Source organism: Mycobacterium triplex, assembly GCF_000689255.1.
GTDB lineage: Bacteria > Actinomycetota > Actinomycetes > Mycobacteriales > Mycobacteriaceae > Mycobacterium > Mycobacterium triplex.
Genome location: NZ_HG964446.1, coordinates 820,953 through 843,842 on the forward strand (window position 1 = coordinate 820,953; position 22,890 = coordinate 843,842).

At 66.9% G+C, this 22,890-nt stretch carries 20 protein-coding genes and 1 pseudogene; 14 read left to right on the top strand and 7 right to left on the bottom strand.

Features of this window, described 5'->3' with window-relative positions:
* From BN973_RS03795 to BN973_RS03850, 12 genes are all read left to right on the top strand, one after another.
* A complete protein-coding gene (locus BN973_RS03795; RefSeq protein WP_036466010.1) occupies positions 1-870 on the top strand; it encodes an MlaE family ABC transporter permease in 870 nt (289 codons plus the stop codon).
* Between the two features lie 5 nt (positions 871-875).
* A complete protein-coding gene (locus BN973_RS03800; protein ID WP_036466011.1) occupies positions 876-2,177 on the top strand; it encodes an MCE family protein in 1,302 nt (433 codons plus the stop codon).
* Entirely contained in the window at positions 2,174-3,214 is a 1,041-nt protein-coding gene (locus BN973_RS03805) for a virulence factor Mce family protein (protein WP_036466013.1), read from the top strand. The genes BN973_RS03800 and BN973_RS03805 overlap by 4 nt, the downstream gene beginning before the upstream one ends.
* Positions 3,211-4,800, top strand: a complete 1,590-nt coding sequence (locus BN973_RS03810; protein WP_036466015.1) for a virulence factor Mce family protein — start codon at positions 3,211-3,213, stop codon at positions 4,798-4,800. Before BN973_RS03805 ends, BN973_RS03810 begins: the two co-directional genes overlap by 4 nt.
* A complete protein-coding gene (locus BN973_RS03815; protein ID WP_036466017.1) occupies positions 4,797-6,410 on the top strand; it encodes a virulence factor Mce family protein in 1,614 nt (537 codons plus the stop codon). Before BN973_RS03810 ends, BN973_RS03815 begins: the two co-directional genes overlap by 4 nt.
* Positions 6,407-7,570, top strand: a complete 1,164-nt coding sequence (locus BN973_RS03820; protein WP_036466019.1) for a virulence factor Mce family protein — start codon at positions 6,407-6,409, stop codon at positions 7,568-7,570. Before BN973_RS03815 ends, BN973_RS03820 begins: the two co-directional genes overlap by 4 nt.
* Positions 7,564-9,114: a virulence factor Mce family protein gene (locus BN973_RS03825; protein WP_036466020.1), complete on the top strand. Its 1,551-nt coding sequence runs from the start codon at positions 7,564-7,566 to the stop codon at positions 9,112-9,114. The genes BN973_RS03820 and BN973_RS03825 overlap by 7 nt, the downstream gene beginning before the upstream one ends.
* Positions 9,115-9,365: 251 nt before the next feature.
* A complete protein-coding gene (locus BN973_RS03830) occupies positions 9,366-10,019 on the top strand; it encodes a hypothetical protein (protein WP_051641531.1) in 654 nt (217 codons plus the stop codon).
* Positions 10,016-10,981 (top strand): RDD family protein, encoded by a 966-nt coding sequence (locus tag BN973_RS03835; RefSeq protein ID WP_036466021.1) that lies wholly within the window; start codon positions 10,016-10,018, stop codon positions 10,979-10,981. Before BN973_RS03830 ends, BN973_RS03835 begins: the two co-directional genes overlap by 4 nt.
* A complete protein-coding gene (locus tag BN973_RS03840) occupies positions 10,978-11,535 on the top strand; it encodes a mammalian cell entry protein (protein WP_036466026.1) in 558 nt (185 codons plus the stop codon). Before BN973_RS03835 ends, BN973_RS03840 begins: the two co-directional genes overlap by 4 nt.
* Complete coding sequence (locus BN973_RS03845; RefSeq protein ID WP_036466033.1) at positions 11,502-12,188, top strand: hypothetical protein; 687 nt, start codon at positions 11,502-11,504, stop codon at positions 12,186-12,188. The genes BN973_RS03840 and BN973_RS03845 overlap by 34 nt, the downstream gene beginning before the upstream one ends.
* Positions 12,189-12,226: 38 nt before the next feature.
* A complete protein-coding gene (locus tag BN973_RS03850) occupies positions 12,227-12,913 on the top strand; it encodes a YoaK family protein (RefSeq protein ID WP_036466036.1) in 687 nt (228 codons plus the stop codon).
* Here BN973_RS03850 and BN973_RS03855 read toward each other — a convergent pair.
* The 4 genes from BN973_RS03855 to BN973_RS03870 form a co-directional block, all read right to left on the bottom strand.
* Entirely contained in the window at positions 12,906-14,015 is a 1,110-nt protein-coding gene (locus tag BN973_RS03855) for a phosphodiester glycosidase family protein (RefSeq protein WP_139830051.1), read from the bottom strand. The two genes, BN973_RS03850 and BN973_RS03855, sit on opposite strands and share 8 nt — an antisense overlap.
* 79 nt (positions 14,016-14,094) lie before the next feature.
* The gene (locus tag BN973_RS03860; RefSeq protein WP_036466040.1) at positions 14,095-15,519 is read right to left on the bottom strand and encodes a YhgE/Pip domain-containing protein; all 1,425 of its coding nucleotides are present in this window, start codon (positions 15,517-15,519) and stop codon (positions 14,095-14,097) included.
* A 26-nt stretch (positions 15,520-15,545) separates the two neighbouring features.
* Positions 15,546-16,274: a pirin family protein gene (locus tag BN973_RS03865; protein WP_036466042.1), complete on the bottom strand. Its 729-nt coding sequence runs from the start codon at positions 16,272-16,274 to the stop codon at positions 15,546-15,548.
* A gap of 13 nt (positions 16,275-16,287) precedes the next feature.
* Positions 16,288-17,151, bottom strand: a complete 864-nt coding sequence (locus BN973_RS03870) for a MarR family transcriptional regulator (protein ID WP_036466043.1) — start codon at positions 17,149-17,151, stop codon at positions 16,288-16,290.
* A 63-nt stretch (positions 17,152-17,214) separates the two neighbouring features.
* On the opposite strand from BN973_RS03870, the gene BN973_RS03875 reads away from it, so the two are divergent.
* A complete protein-coding gene (locus BN973_RS03875; RefSeq protein ID WP_139830052.1) occupies positions 17,215-18,354 on the top strand; it encodes an NAD(P)H-dependent amine dehydrogenase family protein in 1,140 nt (379 codons plus the stop codon).
* Here the strand turns inward: BN973_RS03875 and BN973_RS03880 are convergent.
* Positions 18,340-19,272, bottom strand: coding sequence for a DMT family transporter (locus tag BN973_RS03880; protein ID WP_036472007.1), 933 nt, complete (start codon positions 19,270-19,272; stop codon positions 18,340-18,342). The two genes, BN973_RS03875 and BN973_RS03880, sit on opposite strands and share 15 nt — an antisense overlap.
* 170 nt (positions 19,273-19,442) lie before the next feature.
* Here BN973_RS03880 and BN973_RS03885 point away from each other — a divergent pair, with 170 nt between their 5' ends.
* Positions 19,443-20,294, top strand: a complete 852-nt coding sequence (locus tag BN973_RS03885; RefSeq protein ID WP_036466050.1) for a LysR family transcriptional regulator — start codon at positions 19,443-19,445, stop codon at positions 20,292-20,294.
* 9 nt (positions 20,295-20,303) lie between these two features.
* Here the strand turns inward: BN973_RS03885 and BN973_RS03890 are convergent, their stop codons facing one another.
* Both BN973_RS03890 and BN973_RS03895 read right to left on the bottom strand, forming a co-directional pair.
* Positions 20,304-21,722: an alpha/beta hydrolase domain-containing protein gene (locus tag BN973_RS03890; protein WP_036466053.1), complete on the bottom strand. Its 1,419-nt coding sequence runs from the start codon at positions 21,720-21,722 to the stop codon at positions 20,304-20,306.
* A gap of 36 nt (positions 21,723-21,758) precedes the next feature.
* Positions 21,759-22,889 (bottom strand): annotated as a pseudogene (locus BN973_RS03895) (sigma-70 family RNA polymerase sigma factor).
* Between the last annotated feature and the right edge of the window lies 1 nt (position 22,890).

The window sequence follows — 22,890 nt, forward strand, 5'->3', positions numbered from 1 at the left end:
ATGACAAACGTTGCCGTACTGCGCGCCCGGTTCCCGCGGGCAGCCGAAAACCTGAACAAATACGGCGGGGCGGCCGGCCGCGGGCTCGACGACCTCGGCCAGATGGCCTGGTTCGGGTTGGTCTGCATGGCGCACGTGCCGCACGCCCTGCGCAACTACCGCAAGGAAACGCTGCGGCTGATCGCCCAGATCGGCATGGGCACCGGGGCGATGGCCGTCGTCGGTGGCACCGTGGCCATCGTCGGTTTCGTCACGCTGTCCGGGAGTTCGCTGGTCGCCATCCAGGGTTTCGCGTCGCTGGGCAACATCGGCGTCGAGGCGTTCACCGGGTTCTTCGCCGCGCTGATCAATGTGCGCATCGCCGCCCCCGTCGTCACCGGCATCGCGATGGCCGCCACCGTCGGCGCGGGCGCCACCGCCGAGCTCGGCGCCATGCGCATCAGCGAGGAGATCGACGCCCTGGAAGTGATGGGCATCAAGTCGATCTCGTTCTTGGCGACCACGCGGTTCATGGCCGGGCTGGTGGTGATCATCCCGATCTACGCGCTGGCGATGATCATGTGCTTCCTGTCGCCGCAGATCACCACGACGGTGCTCTACGGGCAGTCCAACGGAACCTACGACCACTACTTCCGGACGTTCCTGCGCCCCGATGACGTGTTCTGGTCGTTCCTGGAGGCCATCCTCATCACCGCGGTCGTGATGATCACCCACTGCTTCTACGGCTACAACGCCGGCGGCGGGCCCGTCGGCGTCGGCGAGGCCGTCGGCCGCTCGATGCGCTTCTCGCTGGTCTCGGTGCAGGTTGTCGTGTTGTCCGCCGCGTTGGCGCTCTACGGCGTCAACCCGAACTTCGCCCTAACGGTGTAGCTGCCATGACCCGACCCGGAAAGATCAACGAATCGCGGACCCCGCCCTACAAGCTGGCGGGCATCGGATTATTGGTCATCGGCGCGATCATTTTCGTCCTGGTCTACGGGCAGTTCCGCGGCGACTTCACCCCCAAGACCAAGCTGACGATGCTGGCATCGCGCGCCGGGCTGGTCATGGACCCCGGTTCCAAGGTCACCTACAACGGCGTCGAGATCGGCCGGGTGGGCAGCATCTCCGAGATCGTGCGCGACGGTAAGCCGGCGGCCAAGTTCACCCTGGACGTCTACCCCCGGTATCTGTCGCTGATCCCGGCCAACGTCAACGCCGACATCAAGGCCACCACGGTGTTCGGCGGCAAGTACGTGTCGCTGACGACGCCGCAAAACCCGTCGCCGCAACGGCTTTCGGCGTCGTCGGTGATCGATGCGCGGTCGGTGACGACGGAGATCAATACCTTGTTCCAGACCATCACCTCGATCGCGCAGAAGGTGGATCCTGTCAAGCTGAACCTGACGCTGAGCGCGGCCGCGCAATCGCTGGCCGGCCTCGGCGACAAGTTCGGGCAGTCGATCGTCAACGCCAACGCGGTGCTCGACGACGTCAACCCGCAGATGCCCCAGATCCGCCGTGACATCCAGCAGCTGGCCAGCCTCGGCGACACCTACGCCAACGCCTCACCGGACCTGTTCGACTTCCTCAACAACGCCGTCGTCACCTCGCGCACCATCAACCGGCAGCAGAAGGACCTGGACCAGGCGCTGCTGGCGGCCGCCGGCTTCGGCAACACCGGCGCGGAGATCTTCGAGAAGGGCGGCCCGTACCTGGCGCGCGGCGCCGCCGACCTCGTGCCGTCGGCGCAACTGCTGGACACCTACAGCCCGGCGATCTTCTGCACGCTGCGTAACTACCACGACATCGAGCCCAAGGCCGCCTCGTTCCTGGCCGGGAACGGCTACTCGCTGAACGCCCACACCGAGGCGCTGTCCGGCCTCGGCCTGCTGGCCAACCCCGTCTCGGCGGTGGCCACGATCGCCAGCCTGGTCGGCGGCCTGGCCGGGGTGGTCGGTGGCGCGCCCAACCCCTACATCTATCCGGAAAACTTGCCGCGGGTGAACGCCCGCGGTGGGCCGGGTGGTGCGCCGGGTTGCTGGCAGCACATCACCCATGACCTCTGGCCCGCTCCCGAGTTGGTGATGGACTCCGGCAACAGCATCGCGCCGTACAACCACCTCGACACCGGTTCGCCCTACGCCATCGAGTACGTCTGGGGCCGTCAGGTAGGGGATAACACGATCAACCCATGAAAATCACCGGTACGCTCGTCAAACTCGGCATCTTCTCCCTGGTGCTGCTGCTGTTCACTGTGATGATCGTCGTGGTGTTCGGCCAGATGCGGTTCGACCGCACCAACGCCTACACGGCGGAGTTCGCCAACATCAGCGGGCTGCGGCAGGGCCAGTTCGTGCGCGCCTCCGGGGTGGAGATCGGCAAGGTCGACTCGGTGCAGCTGGTCGACGGCGGCAAACGCGTGCGGGTGAAGTTCAACGTCGACCGCTCGGTCCCGCTGTATCAGTCGACGACGGCGCAGATCCGCTACCTCGACCTGATCGGCAACCGGTACCTCGAGCTCAAGCGCGGCGAGGGCGAGGGCGCCGACAAGGTGCTGCCGCCGGGTGGATTCATCCCGCTGTCGCACACCGCGCCGGCGCTGGACCTCGATGCGCTGATCGGCGGTTTCAAGCCGCTGTTTCGGGCGCTGGACCCGGAGAAGGTCAACACCATCGCGACCGCGCTGGTCACGGTGTTCCAGGGCCAGGGCGGCACCATCAACGACATCCTGGACAACACCGCGCAGCTGACCAGCCAAATCGGCGAGCGTGACCAGGCGATCGGCGAGGTGATCAAGAACCTGAACGTCGTGCTGGACACCACGGTGCGGCACCGCCAGCAATTCGACCAGACCGTCAACAACCTGGAAATACTGATCACCGGGCTCAAGGACCACGGCGACCAGCTGGCGGGCGGGACCGCGCACATCAGCAACGCCGCCGGCACGGTGGCCGACCTGCTCAGCGAGGACCGCGCGCTGCTGCACAAGTCCATCAATTACCTCGACGGGATCCAGCAGCCGCTGATCGACCAGCAAGACCAGCTGCAGGACTACCTGAAGAAGGTGCCGGGCGCGCTGAACATGATCGGGCGCGCGATCGGGTCCTACGGCGACTTCGTGAACTTCTACGCCTGCGACATCACGTTGAAGATCAACGGCCTGCAGGCCGGCGGCCCGGTCCGCACGGTCCGGCTCTTCCAGCAGCCGACGGGTAGGTGCACGCCGCAATGAGAACGCTGGAACCTCCGAACCGGCTTCGGCTCGGCCTGATGGGCATCGTGGTCACGCTGCTCGTCATCGGCGTCGGGCAAAGCTTCACCAGTGTCCCGATCCTGATGGCACGGCCGGCGTACTACGGGCAGTTCAGCGACTCCGGCGGGATCAACGTCGGGGACAAGGTGCGCATCGCCGGCATGGACGTCGGCAAGGTCGAGGGCCTCAAGATCGACGGCGACCACATCGTGATGAAGTTCTCGATCGGCACCAACACCATCGGCACCGAGAGCCGGCTGGCGATCCGCACGGACACGATCCTGGGCAAGAAGGTGATGGAGATCGAGGCGCGCGGCGCCCAGCCGCTGCGGCCCGGGGCCACGCTGCCGATCGGCCAGAGCACCACTCCGTACCAGATTTACGACGCCTTCTTCGACGTCACCAAGGCCGCGACGGGCTGGAACATCGACGAGGTCAAGCAGTCGCTGCACGTGCTGTCGCAGACCATCGACCAGACCTACCCGCACCTGAGTGCCGCGCTCGAGGGTGTCTCCAAGTTCTCCGACACGGTCGGCAAACGCGACGCCGAGGTCAAGCACCTGCTGGCCCAGGCCAATCAGGTGGCCAGCGTGCTCGGTGACCGCAGCGAGCAGGTGGACCGTCTGCTGGTCAACGCCAAGACGCTGCTGGCCGCATTCAACGAACGCGGGCAGGCCATCAACGCGCTGTTGAGCAACATCGCCGCGTTCTCCGAACAGGTCAAGGGCCTGATCAACGACAACCCAAACCTCAACCACGTGCTCGAGCAGCTGCGCACGATCAGCCAGATCCTGGTCGACCGCAGGGAGGACGTGGCCGCGGGTCTGACCGAGGTGGGCCACTTCCTGCCGTCGCTGAACGAGGCGATCGCGTCGGGACCGTTCTTCAAGGTCGTCCTGCACAACCTGGCGCTTTACCAGATCATCCAGCCGTGGGTGGACGCCGCCTTCAAGAAGCGCGGCATCGACCCGGAGAACTTCTGGCGCAGCGCCGGGCTGCCGGAATACCGCTGGCCCGACCCCAACGGCACCCGGTTCCCCAACGGTGCGCCGCCGCCGGCACCGCCCGTGCTGGAGGGCACCCCGGATCACCCCGGACCGGCCATCCCGCCCGGATCGCCGTGCTCGTACACGCCGGCCAACCCCGGCGGCAACATCACCGTCGGCGACGAGGGCCTGCCGCGGCCGTGGAATCCGCTGCCGTGTGCGGGTGCGAGTGTGGGCCCGTTCGGCGGGCCGGGCTTCCCGGCTCCGGTCGACGTCGCGACGTCGCCGCCGAACCCGGACGGACTGCCGCCCACGCCCGGCATCAATATCGCCGGACGCCCGGGTGACCCGCCCCCGAACGTTCCGGGCACGCCGGTGCCGCTGCCGACGCAGGCACCGCCCGGCGCGCGCACCGAGAACCTGGGACCGGCCGGCCCGGTGCCGCCGCCGTCCACGTTCGCTCCGGGCCTGCCGCCGGGTCCGCCGGCCCCGCCCGGACCGGGCAACCAATTGCCGGCGCCGTTCATCAACCCGGGCGGATCGGGCGGTAGTGGTGTCACGGGAGGTAGCCAGAATTGAGCACCATCTTTGACGTCCGCAACATCCGGCTCCCGAAGTTCTCCCGGACGACGGTCATCGTCGGGGCGCTGGTCATCGTCGTCGCGCTGGTCGTCGGCTATGTCGGCTACCGGCTGTTCGAGAAGCTGACCAACAACACCGTCGTCGCGTACTTCCCGGCGGCCAACGCCCTGTACAAGGGGGACAAGGTCCAGATCATGGGCCTGCGGGTGGGCGCGATCGACAGCATCGAGCCGGTCGGCGACAAGATGAAGGTCACCTTCCACTACGCCAACAGATACAAGGTCCCCGCCAACGCCTCGGCGGTCATCCTCAACCCCACCCTGGTGGCATCGCGCGCGATCCAGCTGGAACCGCCCTACAAGGGCGGGCCGGTGCTCGGCGACAACGCCGTGATCCCCGAAGAGCGCACGCAGGTCCCGGTGGAGTGGGACGAGCTGCGCAACAGCGTCACCAACATCATCTCGAAGCTGGGTCCGACCAAGGAGCAGCCGACGGGACCGTTCGGTGAGGTCATCTCGTCGTTCGCCGACGGACTGGAAGGCAAAAGCAAGCAGATCAACACCGCGCTGAACAGCCTGTCGTCGGCGTTGAACGCCCTCAACGAGGGCCGCGGCGACTTCTTCGCCGTGGTGCGCAGCCTGGCGCTGTTCGTCAACGCGCTGCACCAGGACGACGCACAGTTCGTCGCGCTGAACCAGAACCTGGCCGATGTCACCGGCCGGCTGGCCTCGTCGGACAACGACCTGTCCAACGCCATCGCGCAGTTCGACAGCCTGCTGACCACCGTGCGGCCGTGGCTGGACAAGAACCACGAGGTGCTGGCGACCGACGTCAACAACCTGGCCACCGCGACGAACACGCTGCTGCAACCCGATCCGCTGAACGGGCTGGAGACCGCGCTGCACGTGCTGCCGACGGCCGCGGCCAACATCAACCAGATCTATCACCCGTCGCACGGCTCGGTGGTCGCCATTCCGGCGATCACGAACTTCGCGAACCCGATGCAGTTCATCTGCAGCTCGATTCAGGCCGGCAGCCGGCTCGGCTACCAGGAATCCGCCGAACTGTGCGCCCAGTACCTGGCGCCGATCCTGGACGCGATCAAGTTCAACTACCTGCCGTTCGGTTTGAACCTGTTCAGCACCGCCGAGACATTGCCCAAACAGGTGGCCTACTCCGAAGAGCGGCTGCGTCCGCCGAACGGCTACAAGGACACCACCGTCCCGGGCATCTGGGTGCCGGACACGCCGCTGTCGCACCGCAACACCCAGCAAGGCTGGATCGTCGCCCCGGGTATGCAAGGCCAACAGGTCGGGCCGATCACCGCGGGCCTGATGACCCCCGACTCGCTCGCCGAGCTGATGGGTGGCCCCAACATCGAACCGGTCCAGTCTCAGTACCAGACCCCGCCGGGACCGCCGAACGCCTACGACGAGAACCCGATCCTGCCGCCCATCGGGCTGCGGGCGCCGACGCCGATCCAGCCGCCGGCGCCGGGACCGGGAGTCATTCCGGGACCGGTGGCTCCGACGCCCGCGCCGGTCGGCGCCCCGGCCCCCAACGCCGGTGGTCCGCCGATCGCCGCTGACTTCGGGGGTGGCCAGTGAGCGGGTTGACGCGGCTGATCCGCTACCGGGCCTGGCAGGGGCTGGTGCTGCTGGTGATCGCCATGGTGCTGAGCTCGTGCGGTTGGCGGGGCATCTCCAACGTGGCGATCCCGGGTGGCCCGGGCGACGGGCCGGGGTCCTACACCATCTACGTCCAGGTGCCGGACACCCTGGCGATCAACGGCAACAGCAAGGTGATGGTCGCCGACGTGTTCGTCGGTTCGATCAAGGCGATCAACCTGAAGAATTGGGTGGCCACCCTGACGCTGGGGGTGAAGAGCGGCGTCAAGCTGCCGAAGAACGCGATCGCCAGGATCGGCCAGACGTCGCTGCTCGGCTCTCAGCACGTGGAACTGGCCGCGCCGCCGAATCCGTCGCCGGAGCTGTTGCGCAACGGCGACACCATCCCGCTGAAGAACTCGTCGTCGTATCCCACCACCGAGCAGACGCTGGCCAGCCTGTCACTGATCTTGCGTGGTGGCGGGATCCCGAACCTGGAAGTGCTGCAGAACGAGGTCTACGACATCTTCCACGGTCGCGGCGAGCAGATCCGCGCGTTCATCGGCAAGCTGGACACCTTCACCGCCCAGCTCAACCAGCAGCGTGACGACATCACCCGCGCGATCGACTCCACCAACCGGCTGCTGACCTATGTGGGTGGGCGCTCCGATGTGCTCGAACGGGTGCTGACCGACATCCCGCCGCTGATCAAGCATTTCGCCGACACCAGAAACCTGTTGATCAACGCCGTCGACTCGGTGGGCCGGCTCAGTGGGGCCGCCGACCAGTACCTGGGCGAGGCGCGCGGGCCGCTGCACACCGACCTGCAGGCGCTGCAATGCCCGCTCAAGGAACTAGGCCGCTCCTCGCCGTACCTGATCGGTGCGCTGAAACTGATTTTGACCCAGCCGTTCGACATCGACACCGTGCCGAAGATGTTCCGCGGTGACTACGTCAACATCTCGCTGACGCTGGACGTGACCTACAGCTCGGTCGACAACGCGTTCCTCACCGGAACCGGGTTGTCGGGCGCACTGCGCGCACTTGAGCAGTCGTTCGGCCGCGACCCCGAGACGATGATCCCCGACGTCCGCTACACGCCGAACCCGAATGACGCGCCCGGCGGCCCGCTGGTGGAAAGGGGGGACCGGAATTGCTGACCCCGTTCATCAGACGACAGTTATGGGCGTTCCTGGTCCTGACGGTTGTCTCGCTGCTCGTGCTGGGTGTCTATTACCTGCAGGTCCCGAGCCTGATGGGAATCGGCCGGTATTCGCTGAAGGCCGACCTGCCGGCCTCGGGCGGGTTGTACCCGACGGCGAATGTGACCTATCGGGGCATCACGATCGGCAAGGTCACCGACGTCGAGCCGACCGCGCACGGCGCCGAAGCCACGATGAGCATCGACAGCCGGTACAAGATCCCGGTCGACGCGGTCGCCAACGTGCACTCGGTGTCGGCGGTCGGTGAGCAGTACCTGGACATCGTCTCGACCGGCAATCCCGGCAAGTACCTCGCCGACGGGCAAACCATCACCAAGGGCACCGTGCCGGCCGAGATCGGTCCGGCCCTGGACACCGCCAACCGCGGCCTCGAGGCGTTGCCCAAAGACAAGATCGGCAAGCTGCTCGACGAGACGGCGGAGTCCGTCGGCGGCCTGGGTCCCGCGCTGCAGCGCCTGGTCGACTCGACGCAGGCGATCGTCGGCGACTTCCGCACCAACATCACGAACGTCAACGACATCATCCAGAACTCCGGGCCGGTGCTGGACAGCCAGGTGAAGTCCGGTGACAACATCGAGCGCTGGGCGCGCAACCTGAACACGCTGGCCGCCCAGGCCGCACAACGCGACGCGAACGTGAAAAGTGTTCTGTCGCAAGCCGCGCCGACCGCCGATCAGGTCAACGACGTCTTCAGCGACGTGCGGGAGTCGCTGCCGCAGACGCTGGCGAACCTTGAGATCGTGTTCGACCTGCTCAAGCGCTACCACACCGGCGTGGAGCAGGTGCTGGTGTTCCTGCCGCAGGGTGCCTCGATCGCGCAGACGGTGGCCGCGCCGTTCCCGAACCAGGCCGCGCTCGACTTGGCGCTGTCCATCAACCAGCCGCCGCCCTGCCTGACCGGCTTCATTCCCGCCCCCGAGTGGCGGGCACCGGCCGACACCAGCATGCAGCCGCTGCCGTCGGGCACCTACTGCAAGATTCCGATGGATACCCCGGCCAACAGCGTGCGTGGCTCGCGCAACATCCCCTGCGTGGATGTCCCCGGCAAGCGGGCGGCCACGCCGCGCGAGTGCCGCGACCCGAGGCCGTATGTGCCCGCCGGCACCAACCCCTGGTTCGGTGACCCGAATCAGATTCTGACCTGCCCGGCGCCGGGAGCACGATGCGACCAGTCGGTACGCCCGGGCATGGTGATCCCGGCACCGTCGATCAACAACGGTATGAACCCGGCACCGTCGGACCGGGTCGCGGGGACCCCGCCGCCGACCAGTGACCCGTTGACCCGACCCGGCTCGGGTACCGTGCAGTGCAACGGACAGCAGCCCAACCCGTGTGTCTACACGCCCATGGGACCCCCCTCGGCGGTATACAGTCCCCAAAGCGGTGAACTGGTAGGGCCCGACGGCGTCAAATACTCCGTCGAAAACTCGACCAAAACAGGAGACGACGGATGGAAGGAGATGCTGGCACCAGCCGGCTGAACCCACCACCGATGTCGATGCTTAGTCGTCTGCGTCGGAGACGGCCGAAGAAATCGGACGACGTCACCGACCAGACCAACCCGGAGGCGACGGCCGAGGATTCGCCAGAATCCGAGGGCGGAGCCGACCAGACTAGCACCGAGGCGACGGCCGAGGATTCGCCAGAATCCGAGGGCGGAGCCGACCAGACTAGCACCGAGGTGACAACCGAGGACTCGCCCGAATCCGAGGTCGAGGCCGACCAGGCCGAGGTGACCGCTGAACCCGAAGCCACCCCGGAAGCCGAAGTCCCGCAAGCGCCGGAGGACGAAACCGAACCCGCGCCCGCGACCGACGATTCCGAACAGCCGCCGACCGACGGCGACCAAACCGCCGAGCCGGCCGCGGCGCACCCCGATGCGCGTTCCCCGTCGGCCCTGGGCCGGGCATGGCTCGCCGGCATCGCCGCCGCCCTGGTCCTGCTCGCCGGGGCCGTCGGCGCCGGCGGCTACCTGGCGCTGCGCTACCACCACGAGAGCCAGGCCATCGCGCGCAACAACGCCGCGGCGCTCAAGGCGGCGATCGACTGCGTCTCGGCGACGCAGGCGCCCGACACCAACGCGATGATCGCCAGCGAGCAGAAGATCATCGAGTGCGGCACCGACGCATTCCGCCAACAGGCCATGGTTTACACCGGCATGCTCGTGCAGGCATATCAGTCCGCGAATGTTCACGTTCAGGTCTCGGATGTGCGGGCCGCGGTCGAGCGGGACAACAAAGACGGTTCGATCGAGGTGCTCGTCGCGATGCGCGTCAAGGTGTCCACCGAGCAGTCGGAGAACGAGACCGGTTATCGGCTGCGGGTGAAAATGGCGCTGGACGAAGGCCAGTACCGGATCGCCAAGCTCGACCAGGTGACGAAGTGACGCTGGTGGTCGAGGAGACTCAGACCACGGCCCCCCAAGTGTCATCACAGAATGCCTTGGCGCCCTGGCATATTCGCGCGGGCGCGGTCGCGGTCGACGTCCTGCCCGCCGGCGCCGTGGCGACGACGATGGCGTTGGTGTCGTTCACCGTGCCGCCGCGGGGCGGGTGGTGGTGGCTGAGCAGCTGCGTGCTCGGGATCGCGATCCTGGCCCTGTTGGTCAACCGGTTGCTGCTGCCCACCATCTACGGATGGAGCCTGGGCCGGGCACTGTTCGGCATCTCGGTGGTGCACCGCGACGGTACGGTCATCGGCGCCTGGGGTCTGCTGCTGCGGGATCTGGCCCATCTGCTCGACACCGTGTCGGTGGTGGGATGGCTTTGGCCGCTGTGGGATTCGCAGCGGCGCACCTTCGCCGACATGCTGTTGCGCACCGAGGTGCGATGCGCGGAAACGCCGCGGCCCGACATTCGGCGGTGGACGATCGGCACGGTGCTGACCGCGACCGTACTGTGCGTGGCGGGCGTCGCGGTGAGCTATGCGGTGGTGTACACCCGCGATCGGGCGACCGATCAAACGCGGGCCCAGATCGCGATCCAGGGGCCGAAGATCGTCGCGCAGATGCTGACCTACGACCCGAAGACACTCGCCGACGATTTCAAGCGGGCACAGTCGCTGGCGACCGACAGCTACCGGGGGCCGCTCAAGGCGCAGCAGGACATCGTCCAGAAGGGAAACCCGGTCATCAACGAATACTGGGTGACCGACGGCTCGATCGAATCATCGTCGCCGGATCGGGCGACGATGCTGTTGTTCATGCAGGGGCGCCGCGGCGCCGCGCCCGAGGAACGCTACATCACCGCGACGGTGCGGGTGAATTTCGTCAAGGACGCCGGCGGCCATTGGCTGGTCGACAACCTCACCGTGCTGACCAAACCGAAGCCGCCGGGGAACGGAAAATGAGCCCCCGCCGCAAGTTTGAGCCGGGTCAGGGCGCGCTGCTCGTCGAGCCGGATCCGCGGACGCAGCGCCGGGCCTGGGGGTTGCCGGTGGCCGGCACCGTCGCCGCGGTGTTGACGACGGCGGCGATCACACTGGCCACCCTGATGCTGATCTCCCACGAATCCCGTGAGCACGCCGCATCCAAGGACCGCGAGGTGCTCAGCTACGTGACGGGGTTCATGACGCAGTTCACCTCGCTGGATCCCTACCACGCGAACGACTACGTGATGCGGATAATGGCCCAGGCGACAGGCGATTTCGCCAAGCAGTACCACGACAAGGCCAACGAGATCCTGCTGCAGGTCGCCCGGGCGGAACCCGCGACCGGCAGCATCCTCGGGGCGGCCGTGGAACGGTGGAACGACGACGGCAGCGTCACCGTGATGGTGGCAACCGAAGTCACGTCCAAGTCGCCGGATCAAAAGCAGGTGTTCGAGAACACCAACCGTTGGACGGCAACTGCTACGCGGGAAGGGAATCAGTGGAAGATAAGCAGCCTGCTGCAGGTGATCTGACCGCCGACGACACCGCTGACCACGACGAAAACACCTCTACGGCAGCGGAATCCGACGCGGCGGAGTCGGACGAAGCCGGGGACACCGACGAGTCGGCGACCGCTCCCGCACCGGGCGGTCGCACGCGGCGCAAACTGCTGGCCGGCAAATGGATGGCCATCGTCGTCGTGGTGGCCGCACTACTTTTCGTCGGCTCCGCGGCATTCGCGGGCGCGGCCATGCAGCCCTATCTGGCCGACCGTGCCACGGCGACAACCAAGCTCAACGTGGCCCGCACCGCGGCCAACGCGATCACGACGCTGTGGACCTACACGCCGGAGAACATGGACAGCCTCGCCGACCGCGCGTCGCGCTACCTCAGCGGCGATTTCGAGGCCCAGTACCGCAAATTCGTCGACGCCATCGTCGCCCCGAACAAGCAAGCCAAGATCAGCAACAGCACCCTGGTCACCGGCGCGGCGGTCGAATCGCTGGACGGCCCGAACGCGGTTGTGATCGTGTACACCAACACCACCTCGACGAGCCCGCTGACCAAGAACATCCCGGCGCTGAAGTACCTGTCCTATCGACTGTTCATGAAGCGCGCGAACGGGCGCTGGATGGTGACCAGGATGACAACCGTCACTTCGCTGGATCTCACGCCGCATCCGTAACCCGGCCGAACCGAGACCGCCGAAATATACTCCACCCCGTGGCCGCCACGTCGCCGGTAACCGAGCGATCGACCGTTGCGGCGCTGTTGCTGCTGACTTTTGCCACCGGCCTGGCCGACTCGCTCAGTATCTTGGTCCTCGGTCACGTGTTCGTCGCCAACATGACGGGCAACGTGATCTTCCTCGGCTTCTGGCTCGCCCCGCGCACCAGCATCGACCTGACCGCGGTGTCGGTGGCCCTGCCCACGTTCGTCATCACCACCATCCTCAGCGGCCGGTTGTCACGACATTTCGGTGACCGGGCCCGGCAATGGATCACCACCGTGCTGGCAGCGGAAATCGTTCTGCTGCTTACCTTGTCGATCCTGGCCGGTGCGGGCGTGCTGCACTATCACGACAACACCAAGCTGATCATGATCGGCTTCTTGACGGTGACGTTCGGTCTGCAGCATTCCAGCGCTCGCCAGTTCGGCATCCAAGAGCTGTCCACCACCGTGTTGACGTCGACGATCGTCAGCCTCGGGCTGGACAGCCGACTGGCCGGCGGCACCGGCGAGCGCCAAAAGCTGCGCTTCAGTGTGATTTTCACGATGTGTGCCGGCGCGTTTCTCGGCGCGACGCTGTCGCGGTTCTTCATCGCTCCGGTGTTCACGCTCACGGCGGCCGTGGTGGCAACCAGCCTGCTGATCTTCCGGTACGGTCCGGCCGAGGCGACGGTTAGTTAAAGGCCAGCCAGCTGGGCAGGGCGCGCTCGTGGGAGTCGCAGAGCACCTGCCGGGTGTCGCAGGAGCCACGCGGTGAACCCGCGCCGGCCCACATCCCGCCGGTGTCGCGACGCAGCACGATCGCCGACGACCCACCGCCATCCAGCAGGATCGCGGTGTCGCTGCCCAGACCGCGGAACAGGTCCTGCATGTTGTCCGGGGTGTAGCTGCCGCCCTCGAAGATGTACATCTCGTCGCGCTGCTTCACGTAGGCCAGGGCCGTGCGCGCCGCGCTGGGGCCGCCGTCGTGCAGCTGCTGGGTCTGGCCGGGGCCCAGCAGCCCGATCCCGGATACCGCGACGAACTTCTCGTTCTTGTTCAGCAAGTCGGCGACCACCGGGGTGGCGGCGTCGTAGTCATTCTTGCCGCGTGGCCACACCACGTACGGCGCACCGCCGGTCGGCAGGATCATCGTCGTCAGCGACGACCAGCTCTCCCCGCCGCCGGAAAGTCCTTGCTTGCCGGGGTAGGCCACGGTCCCGGTGACGGCCTGGTTGGCGCGACCCTGCCCGTTGGTGTTGTCCACGAACGCGCCCAGCGGTGAGCTGCAGCCGGTCTGACGCCACGAACCGGCCTTCTGGCCGCGCACGTCAAAGAAGTTGGCGTTGATCGCGATGGTCGGCTGCCCCAACCGTTGCCACGCCTGCAGCGGCGCGTACAGCTCGGAGGCCTGCCACAACCCCTCGCCGGTGCGGGCCCCGGGGTTGTTCTCGCATCGCGCCTGAACCCCGCGGTGCGTGTCGACCAGCAGGTGCGGCGCCAGGCGTCCGGACGCGTTCTTGATGATCATCAAATGCCCGCCGTTGTTCATCTCGTACCACCGCCCGCTGGCGTCCATCAGCGGCGTGGGGTGGCCGGGGCCGAAGTTGTAGACCAGATACGAGCCCTTGGTGGCGCCGATCGCGCTCGCGAGCGCTTCGCGGCCGTCGGCGGCGTGGGCGACGGGCGGCGCGACGGTGCTGGTCAACAGGGCGCAGGCGAACACCGTCGTGAGGCCGGCCGCCAGTCGGCGCAGCCTGGCGCGTCGAGTCTGCACGGCAGCCCTTTCGGCCCTGATGTGGATGCAACATTCACAGCATCAGTCACATTGGCCTCACTGTCAACATAAATAACAAACGTGTGACACTTGGGCCGCGCCCGAATTACGTTTGCTCGCTTACACTTTCGGGATCAGACTCGGCGGCGTCCGCATCGCCGGATTTCGCATCCGTCGATCTACCCGAACTCTCGTGCTTGTTGCCGATGCGCGCCTTGTGCTGCGATTGGTGCACCTCGGCGATCGCGACCCCGATGGCTCCCGGAATCCGGTGGAATCCGCTGCGGTCGTAGATGCGTGTGACGATGCCGCCGACCAGCAGGCCGATCACCAGTCCGATGGACGTCATCCACAACGCCTGCGAGAGGCCGGCCGCACCGTCGCCGTTGAGATACAACAGCGACCGCACGCCGAGGAACACCTGGTGCATCGGCTCGAACTCGGCCAGCCAGCGGAAGAACGGCGGCACCGCCTCCAGCGGGACGGTGGCGCCCGCCGACGGCAACCCCAAGATTACGAAGACCAGCATGCTGAACAGCAACCCCATCGAACCCAGCACCGCGATCAGCGAACTGGACGTCGCGCCCACCGCGACGATCGCGAAGACGCCATAGGCCCACAACTGCCAGCCGAGCTGAATCGGCATACCGAGTCCATGGGCGATGGCCATGTAGACACCGGACGTCACCAGTGCCAGCACCAGCATGATTCCCCACTTCACCAACAGGGTGCGGAAGCGAGAGATGTTGGCTTGCTCGGCAAATCGATACACCGGACCCCACTCGGCCGGCACATACCCGAGCAGTGAGTCCACCAACGTGGACACGACGATGCTGCCGGTAAAGCCGGCCAGCAGTAACAACAGGGCGTAGTAGAACGCCGACAGTCCGTTGCCCGTGCCGTTGGGCAGCGGGTTGTACACGGCCGACTTGATATCGATCGGGCTGGCCAGTCCGGCCTGCGACGCCCCCGTCAGCGGCGCATTGCCGGTCTGCTGCGCGACTTGAGACGAAAGATACTGTCCCACTTTGGTATTAGCGGCGGCCATGGCCTGGTTCAGGGTCTGCCCGGCGATGCTGGCGCCCAGCGTGCCCGCACGCGGGTTGGTGAAGATCGTGACCGAGGGCCGCTCGGCCTTGGTGGGCATCACAGCGCTCTCGCCGTACTCGCGCAAACTCGAGGAGAACGTGGGCGGAATCACCAACTCGCCGTACGCCTGTGCCCGGTCCAGCAGCCGTTTGGCCTCGTCGTGGGAGACCACCCGGACGTCGAACTTGTTCTTGTCCAGCGCGGCGACCAGGCCGTCGACGATCTTCGGGCCCGCGGTCCCGGCGTCCTCGTTCACCACCGCGATCGGGAAATGGCGCAGGTTGGTGGTCGGGTTCAAGATGCCGCCGAGATACAGCGCACACAGCGCCGACATCAGGGCGAGTGTGGCGCCGATCGGCAACGCCCAAAACTTGACTGTTTTCAGTGCTTTTACGTCGCGCTTTGGGTTCGGCACCGCGTGCCGCGGCTGCGCTTTCGACATGCCGGCTCCTGTCTGTCATGCCCACTCTATTTGTTCTGGCCACCCAATTCCGCGTGCATCTCCCAGATCAGCAGGTCAGTCGGCGCGCTTGCCGTCAGTCGCCGACCGTCGGTGTCGGTGAGCCGGACGGCATCCCCGTCGGCGAGTTCGCCGACCCCTTCCAGAGTGACCCGGCCGCGGGGCACGAAGACGTGCAGAAACGGGGCGGCGGGTGCGACGACGGAGTCGTCGGGTTGCAGCCGCGCGGCGTGTAGTGCCGCACCGCGGTTGTGCAGCGAGATGGCCGCGTCGCGCCCCGGAATGCCCGAGGCGATGGTCACAAGTTCGGCACCGATGTGGCCGATCTCATGCTGTTGGTAGCCGGGGGAGATGCCCGATTCGTCGGGGATGACCCACATCTGCACGAAATGCACTGGCTGCGTGGCGGAATCGTTTTTCTCCGAATGCAGGATCCCGCTGCCCGCCGACATGCGTTGCGCCAGGCCCGGATAGATCACACCGTGGTTGCCGGCCGAATCCTGGTGTGTCAATACGCCTTCCAGCACCCACGTGACGATCTCCATATCGCGGTGCGGGTGCGTGTCGAATCCGCTGTGGGGCGCCACGACGTCGTCGTTGTTCACCACCAGCAACCCGTGGTGGGTGTTGTCCGGCTCGTAGTGGTCGCCGAACGAGAACGAATGTCTGGATGTCAGCCACGGCGTTGTGGTGACGGCCCGATCCGTCGCGCGCCGAATCTCGGAGATGGCAGGCATGACATCAGGGTAATCACACCGCGACGCCGAGCAGGCCCTGCACGTGCTGCAGCGCGTCGTCGAGTGCTGCCAGCGTCAATCCGGCCGAGCCGCCCAGATGGATCTCGATTTGGTATTCCGGCTGCGCGTGCCGGCCGAAAATCGGCAGCACGACGAATTCCGTTGACGTCAAATCTTTTTCGAGCGTATCGGTGATCGATTGCAGGGTCACCATTGTCATCAGCGTGGTGAGCTGCCGGGTGATCTGCGCGGTGGGCTCCAGCGACGCCAGCACCCCGGCCAGCCGGTGGTGCAGGGACTGATGCGTGTCGTCGAACCGCCACGCGCCGTAGCCACGGGCGCGGATGTCGGCTAGAACCCGTTGCTGCTGTGCGATTTCGGCGCGGGTCAGCCGCGGCATCACCCGTTGCAGCCAGGCCTGCACGAAATCGTCGTCGCGCCATGCCATCGCTACCAGCCCGAACGGCGGATCGATCGGGAAGCGCTGGCCGACGGCATGCCCGCCGTCGGTGCCATGCCCCACCGCGTCGACGGTGGTCAGGTGCCGGGCGCCGATCCGCGACATCGAACAGCCCGCGCCGAGGGTGTGGTGCAAAAACGTGAGGGCTTCGCGGCCGCGGTCCAGCAACGGGAACTGTTTTCGCAGCCCGTGCACCAGCCCGAACAATCCGCTGCCCAGGCAATAGCGGCGATCCCCGCGCCGGGTGACCCAGGACCGGCGCTCCAGCTCGGCCAGCACCAGCGCGCAGGTCGAGGTGCTGATCCCGCACGTCTTCGCCAGCTCCGCTGAGGTTCGCCCATCCGGCGAACCCGCCAGCGTGGCAAGCACATCCATCACCCGAGCGGTGGGCGGCGACTTGGCGGTTGACGTACCCATGCGCGGCTCCCTAGCATCCGTCCAAAATGTAAGACTTACTGTCCTAATATTAGGAGAATAGCCGTGCTGAAGGTGGGAGTCTGGGGGCCGGGTTCGATGGGCGTCATCGCCCTGCGAGGCGTGATCGACCACCCCGAGCTGGAACTGACCGATCTCGTCGTGCACAGCGACGCCAAAGCGGGTCGCGACGCCGGAGAGCTGTGCGGCATCGCTCCGGTTGGTGTGGTGGCCACCCGGGATCCGGGGCCGATGCTCGCCGGCGATGCGGACGCGGTGGTGTATGCCGCCGGCGCGAACCTGCGGCCGCTGGAGGCCGTGGCGGACATGGTGTCGATTCTGCGGGCCGGCAAGAACGTGGTGTCGTGTTCGGTGGTGCCGCTGGTCTTTCCCGACGCCGTCGACGCGGCGTTCACCGATCCGCTGCGCCAGGCGGCTCTCGAGGGCGGGGTGTCGTTCTTCACCACCGGCATCGACTCCGGGTTCGCCAATGATGTTCTGCCGCTGGTGCTTACCGGAGTGTCGCGGGTCATCGAGTCGGTGCGGGTGACGGAAATGTTCAACTACGCCACCTACCCGGACCAGTCCGCGGTGTACGAGATCCTCGGCTTCGGCAAGCCGCCGGAGTACCAGGCGTTCGCCGCCCAGCCGGGAATATTCACCTTCGGCTGGGGTCCGGTGCTACACCAGCTCGCCGCGGGGCTGGGCGTCGAGATCGACAACATCGAGGAGAGCAACGAACGCGTCCCCGCCACCGAGTCGTTCGACACCCCCACCGGGCGCATCGAGGCGGGGACGATCGCGGCGATGCGCTCGACGCTGACCGGATATGTCGGGGGCAAGCCAACTTTCGTCGTCGACCACGTGACCCGGATGCGCGACGACCTCGCACCGGACTGGCCCCAACCGCACATCAGCCTCGCGCCGAAGGACCTCGGCTTCGGACTGGCTTCGGGCCGCGGCGTCTATCGCGTCGAGATCGACGGCTCGCCGAGCATGCGATGCGAATTCGAGATGGCCGAGGACCACGACCACGATCTGGGTGCGCGTATCGCCGGTTCCTCGCGGATGGTCAACGCCATCCCGGCGGTATGCGCGGCCGCGCCGGGACTGCTGTCCGCACTCGACCTGCCGCTGATCACCGGCGCCGGCCTGGTCCGTTCGGTCCCAGGCCCGTCACCGGACAGCCGTCTAGTTGGTCGCTGAACAGCTCACCATGTCAGGTGCCGCGGGCGCGAATTCCGGTTGGGGGCTCGGCTTCGCGGCGCGCCGCCGGTTGGCTGCGCGGCTGTTCAGCCAGCAGGCCAGGCCGCCGACGAGCAGGCCGATCCCGACGCCGACGTCCGGGCGCTGACCGAGCATCAGCCAGGACAGCACCGCGGCGGCCGCGGGGATGATCGCGAACAGCATCGCCACCGCGGCCGCGCCGTGAATGCTGATGGCGCGCAGGTAGATGCTGACCGCCAGCGTGGCGTTGAGCAGCACCATGCCAGCGACCGCGGCGGCGGCTTTGGCCGCGTCGTGCACGGCGAACGGCGTCAGCATCGCGAGCCCCGCCGCGGGAACGAACGCCACGCAGTTTTGCACCGCGCTCATCGTGCGGAAGTCCACCCCTGCGCAGAACCGCTGCTGATAGACGCCGCCGGCCGAAAGGCCAAGCAGCCCAACCACAAGCAGCAACATGACCGGGTCGACGCCGTGCATGCCCATCAGCCGTCTGGCGCAGGCGGCGAGTACCGCGATGACGCCGAGGACCAGGGCAACGACCCGCAGCCGGCCCAGCGGCTCGCGCAGGAACAGCGTGGCCAGGATGGCCGTCATGACCGGGTTCATCGCGATCACGACCGCGCAGAGCACGGCGGACGCTCCCAGTAGCAGCGCCTCGTACAGGCAGCAGAACTGGACGGCCTGGATCAGCAGGCCCGCGACGATGACGTGACCGAACTGTGCACCGCGTGGCCACGACGCCCGGGCCAGCAGGGCCCACGACGCGAGGATGACCGCGGCGAAGCCGAAGCGCAGCACCAGCACGGCCATCGGGCTCATCTCGGCCACCGCCAGCGCCCCGATCGGATACCCGATCGCATAGGTCAGCGTCACCGCGGAAGCGGTGCTCAACGGCATGCGGGGAAGGTGCATGGCCCCCATGGTCGCGAAGTGCCACCTATTCCGTCCAACGATTTTTGACGATCACAACCGATTGCAAGATCTTATCGATCGAGTCGGCCTGCGAGAATTTTCGGCTCATTGGCGGGAACATTGATCATCCTTGCTGATCGAACTAGGGTGGCGACATGGCCCAGGTGCTCGATATCGCGCCGCTGCGCAGCCTCGTCGCGGTCGCCGATTGTGGCGGATTTCACCGCGCGGCCGCCGCGCTGCACGTCAGCCAGTCCGCGGTCAGCCAGCATCTGCGCAAGGTCGAAAGCGTGGTCGGCGAGCCCGTGGTGCAACGCTCGGGGCGCGGCGTCTCGTTCACCGAAATGGGGCAGCGGGTGCTGCGGCACGCACGCACGATTCTGGCCGCCCACGATGCGGCGCTCGACGACCTCGGCGCGACCGAACACAAGGTGCTGACGGTCGGCGCCACCGAGCACGGCGCGGACGTGATGCTGCCCGCACTGACCAGCGTGCTGCGTCAGCGTCTTCCCGACCGTCGACCACGATTCCGGCTGGACCGCAACGTTTCCCTGGCCGACGCGATCGACCGCGGGCTGGTGGACCTGGCGATCATGCTGGACGGGTCGGGGCTGGATCGTGCCAACGCATCGGGAGTTGTTCAGCTGCAATGGGTTTCAGGGCGAGCATTCAGCGTCCAGCGGGCAGACCCGCTGCCACTGGTGATCTATGCCGAACCGTGCACGTTGCGTGAGCCGGCCTTCGCGCTGCTCGAGAAGCACGGCGTCGAATACGAGGTCGTCGCCGAATGCGGTGATCTGGCCGGGCTTTACGCCGCGGTGCGCTCGGGTCTGGGGCTGGCGCTGCTGCCCAAGATCGGAAGGCTTCCCGACGGTGTGTGTCCCGCCGAGGGGTTGCCCGCACCCAATAGTGCGTCGATACTGGTTCGCGGCCGCTTCGGCATCGACCCGGATGTGCTGGTCACCGTCGACACCGCGGTGCGCGACGTGCTGGCCGGCGAAAAGTGAACGCGGACTTCACGAATCCCCAGCGGGGTAGGTGGCGCGGGCCAGCTCGACGATTTCGGCACGGTCTTCGGGCAGGATGAAGCCGGACCCGATGGCCGTGTCCAGCGCCGCGGTGAAACGGCGCAGGTACTCCGCGGCCCCACCCGGGTAGAGCCGGCGCACCGTGGCGTCGTCGAAGGGCTCGCCGGAGCCGAAGATCGCCGACATCACGTTCTCCGGCGTGTTGTCCCAGGCGCCGTCACCCGAAGTCCGGGCCAGCGGCACATCCACCCACGGTGTCCGCAGGCCGCCCTTCGCCAGCCCGTTCGGGTCCAGGATCGGCTGAGGCAGTTCGGCTTCCGTCATCTCGATGGGCGGCGCGGCCGGTGCCGCCTCGCCGGTGCGGACCCATCTGATCAGGGCGGCGATCGCGGCCTGCACAACGTAGTGGTGTTGCGGCGCGAAGTTGATGAAGTGATCGAGCTGCTGGCCCATCAGCATGTTGGTGGGCGCATAAGCGGCCACGATGTCGCGCAGCGGCGTCGAACCGGTGTCGATCGCCGCCACCTGGATCGTGTAGTTGTCGGCATGCGCGGCGCCGGGGATCTCCCAGACCCGCAGCCACTGGTCGTCGGGTTGGCGGGCGAAGTAGTAGCCATGCCGTACTGCGCCGAACAGGTCGGTCTCGGTGATGATCGTGAGGAGGGGGACGCGCAGGTCGCTACGGAAGTTGACCGCCTGCGGTACGTTGACCTGCAGCTCGTCGAGGACGGAGCCGCCGTCCAGCGGTGCGGCAGAAGCGAATCGGGAATGCACCAGGAAACCGTCGTAGACTCCGGCAATCGGGTCGACGGCGTTGACGTACGTGGTGAGGAACATCGCGGACTGCGATTCACCAAGGGCAACAACGTGTTCCGCGCGTAACCCATGCAGGATGTCGGCACTGCGGGCCAGCTCACCGGTTTGCGAGAAGATGTCGTAGCAGAACGCATCGCCGGGGTGGCTCAGCGCCGCATATCGCGTCGGATCCTGACTCTTGAGGGACATGTCGAAACCGAGCAGGCTGGCACCGCCGTCCACTCCGACCTTCTGCGCCGACACCGCGACATAGGCGTAACCCGCCCGGACTATTTCGCGGTGCGCCATCATCCACACCGCCGGAGCGTCGATACCGCCGCTGACATTGAGCCACTCGACCAGCACCGCGCCGTTGAACTTCGCCGGATCGGACGGCGTGAGCACCACGATCCGGGTCGTGTAATCGGCGGTGCCGGAAGGCGTTACGGCCCATCGGCCGTCCGGGCTCAACTCGGAGTCCGGGCTGTACGACGAGGCCGTCCCGGAGACGAAGAACTCCTCGGCGACATAGCCCAGATCGCCGATATCGAAGCCGCCCAACAGCAGTAGCGGCTTGCCGGGCACCGCCGTGATGCGGGGGGCCTCCGTCATTGGTTACACCCTTCTCACCGATCGGCAGCTACCCCGTCACAGGGAACGGGGCAGCCCGAATTTCGTGAACAACGCGTCGTCGGTGAATGCAACCACATGCGATACCCCGTCGGCGCGGACATCCAGCACATGCAGCTGAAACGGCACGTGCCGATCGCCGGCTCGCATGTACATCGCGGCGGCGGGTTGGCCGTTGGCGGTCAGCGGGATCATCCGCATATCGCCGGGATGTTCGGCGGGGCACTGCTGGTGAATCAGGGTGATGATGGCCTGCGCGCCCTGGTACCAACCGGTGTACGGCGGCATCTCCCAGACCGCCTCGGCGGTGAACAGCTCGACCAGCCGGTCGATGTCATAGGACTCGAACGCCGCGATGTAGCGGGCCAGCAGGTCACGCGCCTCGGACGAATCCGGCGCCGCCAGTCGGTCACTCGAGCTGGGCTGAACGGTCTCCAGCTGGGCCCGGGCCCGCTGCAGCAGGCTGTTGACCGCGGTCGCGGTGGTACCGATCGCATCGGCCACTTCGGCGGCCTTCCACTGCAGCACGTCGCGCAGCAGTAACACCGCCCGCTGCCGGGGCGAGAGATGCTGCAGCGCAGCGACAAATGCCAACCGCACCGACTCGCGGGACCCGACGATGACGGACGGATCGGCCGGGTCCTCCGTCAGGTCGGGCAGCGGCTCCAGCCAGGGCACTTCGCGGCGTTCCACCAGCTCGGCGGTCGGATCCGAGCTGGGCCCGCCGAGCCCGGTGGGCAACGGCCGGCGGGTCCGGCCCTCCAGCGCGGTCAGGCAGGTGTTGGTGGCGATGCGGTGCAGCCAGGTGCGTATCGAGGACTTGCCTTCGAAGCGGTCATAGGCCTTCCAGGCCCGCAGCAGCGTCTCCTGCACCAGGTCTTCCGCGTCGTGCAGGGACCCGGTCATCCGGTAGCAGTGCGCCAGCAGTTCGCGACGATACGGCTCGGCACGCGCCGAGAAGTCGCCGTGCCCCCCGCCCGCGGCGGGCAGCTCTGCGTCGCCGGAGTTCTCCGCGAGCACGCTCACTCGAATGAGCCTACGCAGCGCCTCGGACAACGGGGCCCAGGAGCCATTACGCTGCCCCTAATGACTAGGACGTCCCATGACCCGCACTGAACGGAACTTCGATGGCCTGGGCGGCGTGCGCATC

What these genes read in the sequence shown, in the direction of transcription:
- BN973_RS03795 (WP_036466010.1), top strand. Translation starts at nt 1, where the DNA reads ATGACAAACGTTGCCGTACTGCGCGCCCGGTTCCCGCGGGCAGCCGAA.
- BN973_RS03800 (WP_036466011.1), top strand. Translation starts at nt 876, where the DNA reads ATGACCCGACCCGGAAAGATCAACGAATCGCGGACCCCGCCCTACAAG.
- BN973_RS03805 (WP_036466013.1), top strand. Translation starts at nt 2,174, where the DNA reads ATGAAAATCACCGGTACGCTCGTCAAACTCGGCATCTTCTCCCTGGTG.
- BN973_RS03810 (WP_036466015.1), top strand. Translation starts at nt 3,211, where the DNA reads ATGAGAACGCTGGAACCTCCGAACCGGCTTCGGCTCGGCCTGATGGGC.
- BN973_RS03840 (WP_036466026.1), top strand. Translation starts at nt 10,978, where the DNA reads ATGAGCCCCCGCCGCAAGTTTGAGCCGGGTCAGGGCGCGCTGCTCGTC.
- BN973_RS03860 (WP_036466040.1), bottom strand. Translation starts at nt 15,519, where the DNA reads ATGTCGAAAGCGCAGCCGCGGCACGCGGTGCCGAACCCAAAGCGCGAC.
- BN973_RS03865 (WP_036466042.1), bottom strand. Translation starts at nt 16,274, where the DNA reads ATGCCTGCCATCTCCGAGATTCGGCGCGCGACGGATCGGGCCGTCACC.
- BN973_RS03870 (WP_036466043.1), bottom strand. Translation starts at nt 17,151, where the DNA reads ATGGGTACGTCAACCGCCAAGTCGCCGCCCACCGCTCGGGTGATGGAT.
- BN973_RS03880 (WP_036472007.1), bottom strand. Translation starts at nt 19,272, where the DNA reads ATGCCGTTGAGCACCGCTTCCGCGGTGACGCTGACCTATGCGATCGGG.
- BN973_RS03885 (WP_036466050.1), top strand. Translation starts at nt 19,443, where the DNA reads ATGGCCCAGGTGCTCGATATCGCGCCGCTGCGCAGCCTCGTCGCGGTC.
- BN973_RS03890 (WP_036466053.1), bottom strand. Translation starts at nt 21,722, where the DNA reads ATGACGGAGGCCCCCCGCATCACGGCGGTGCCCGGCAAGCCGCTACTG.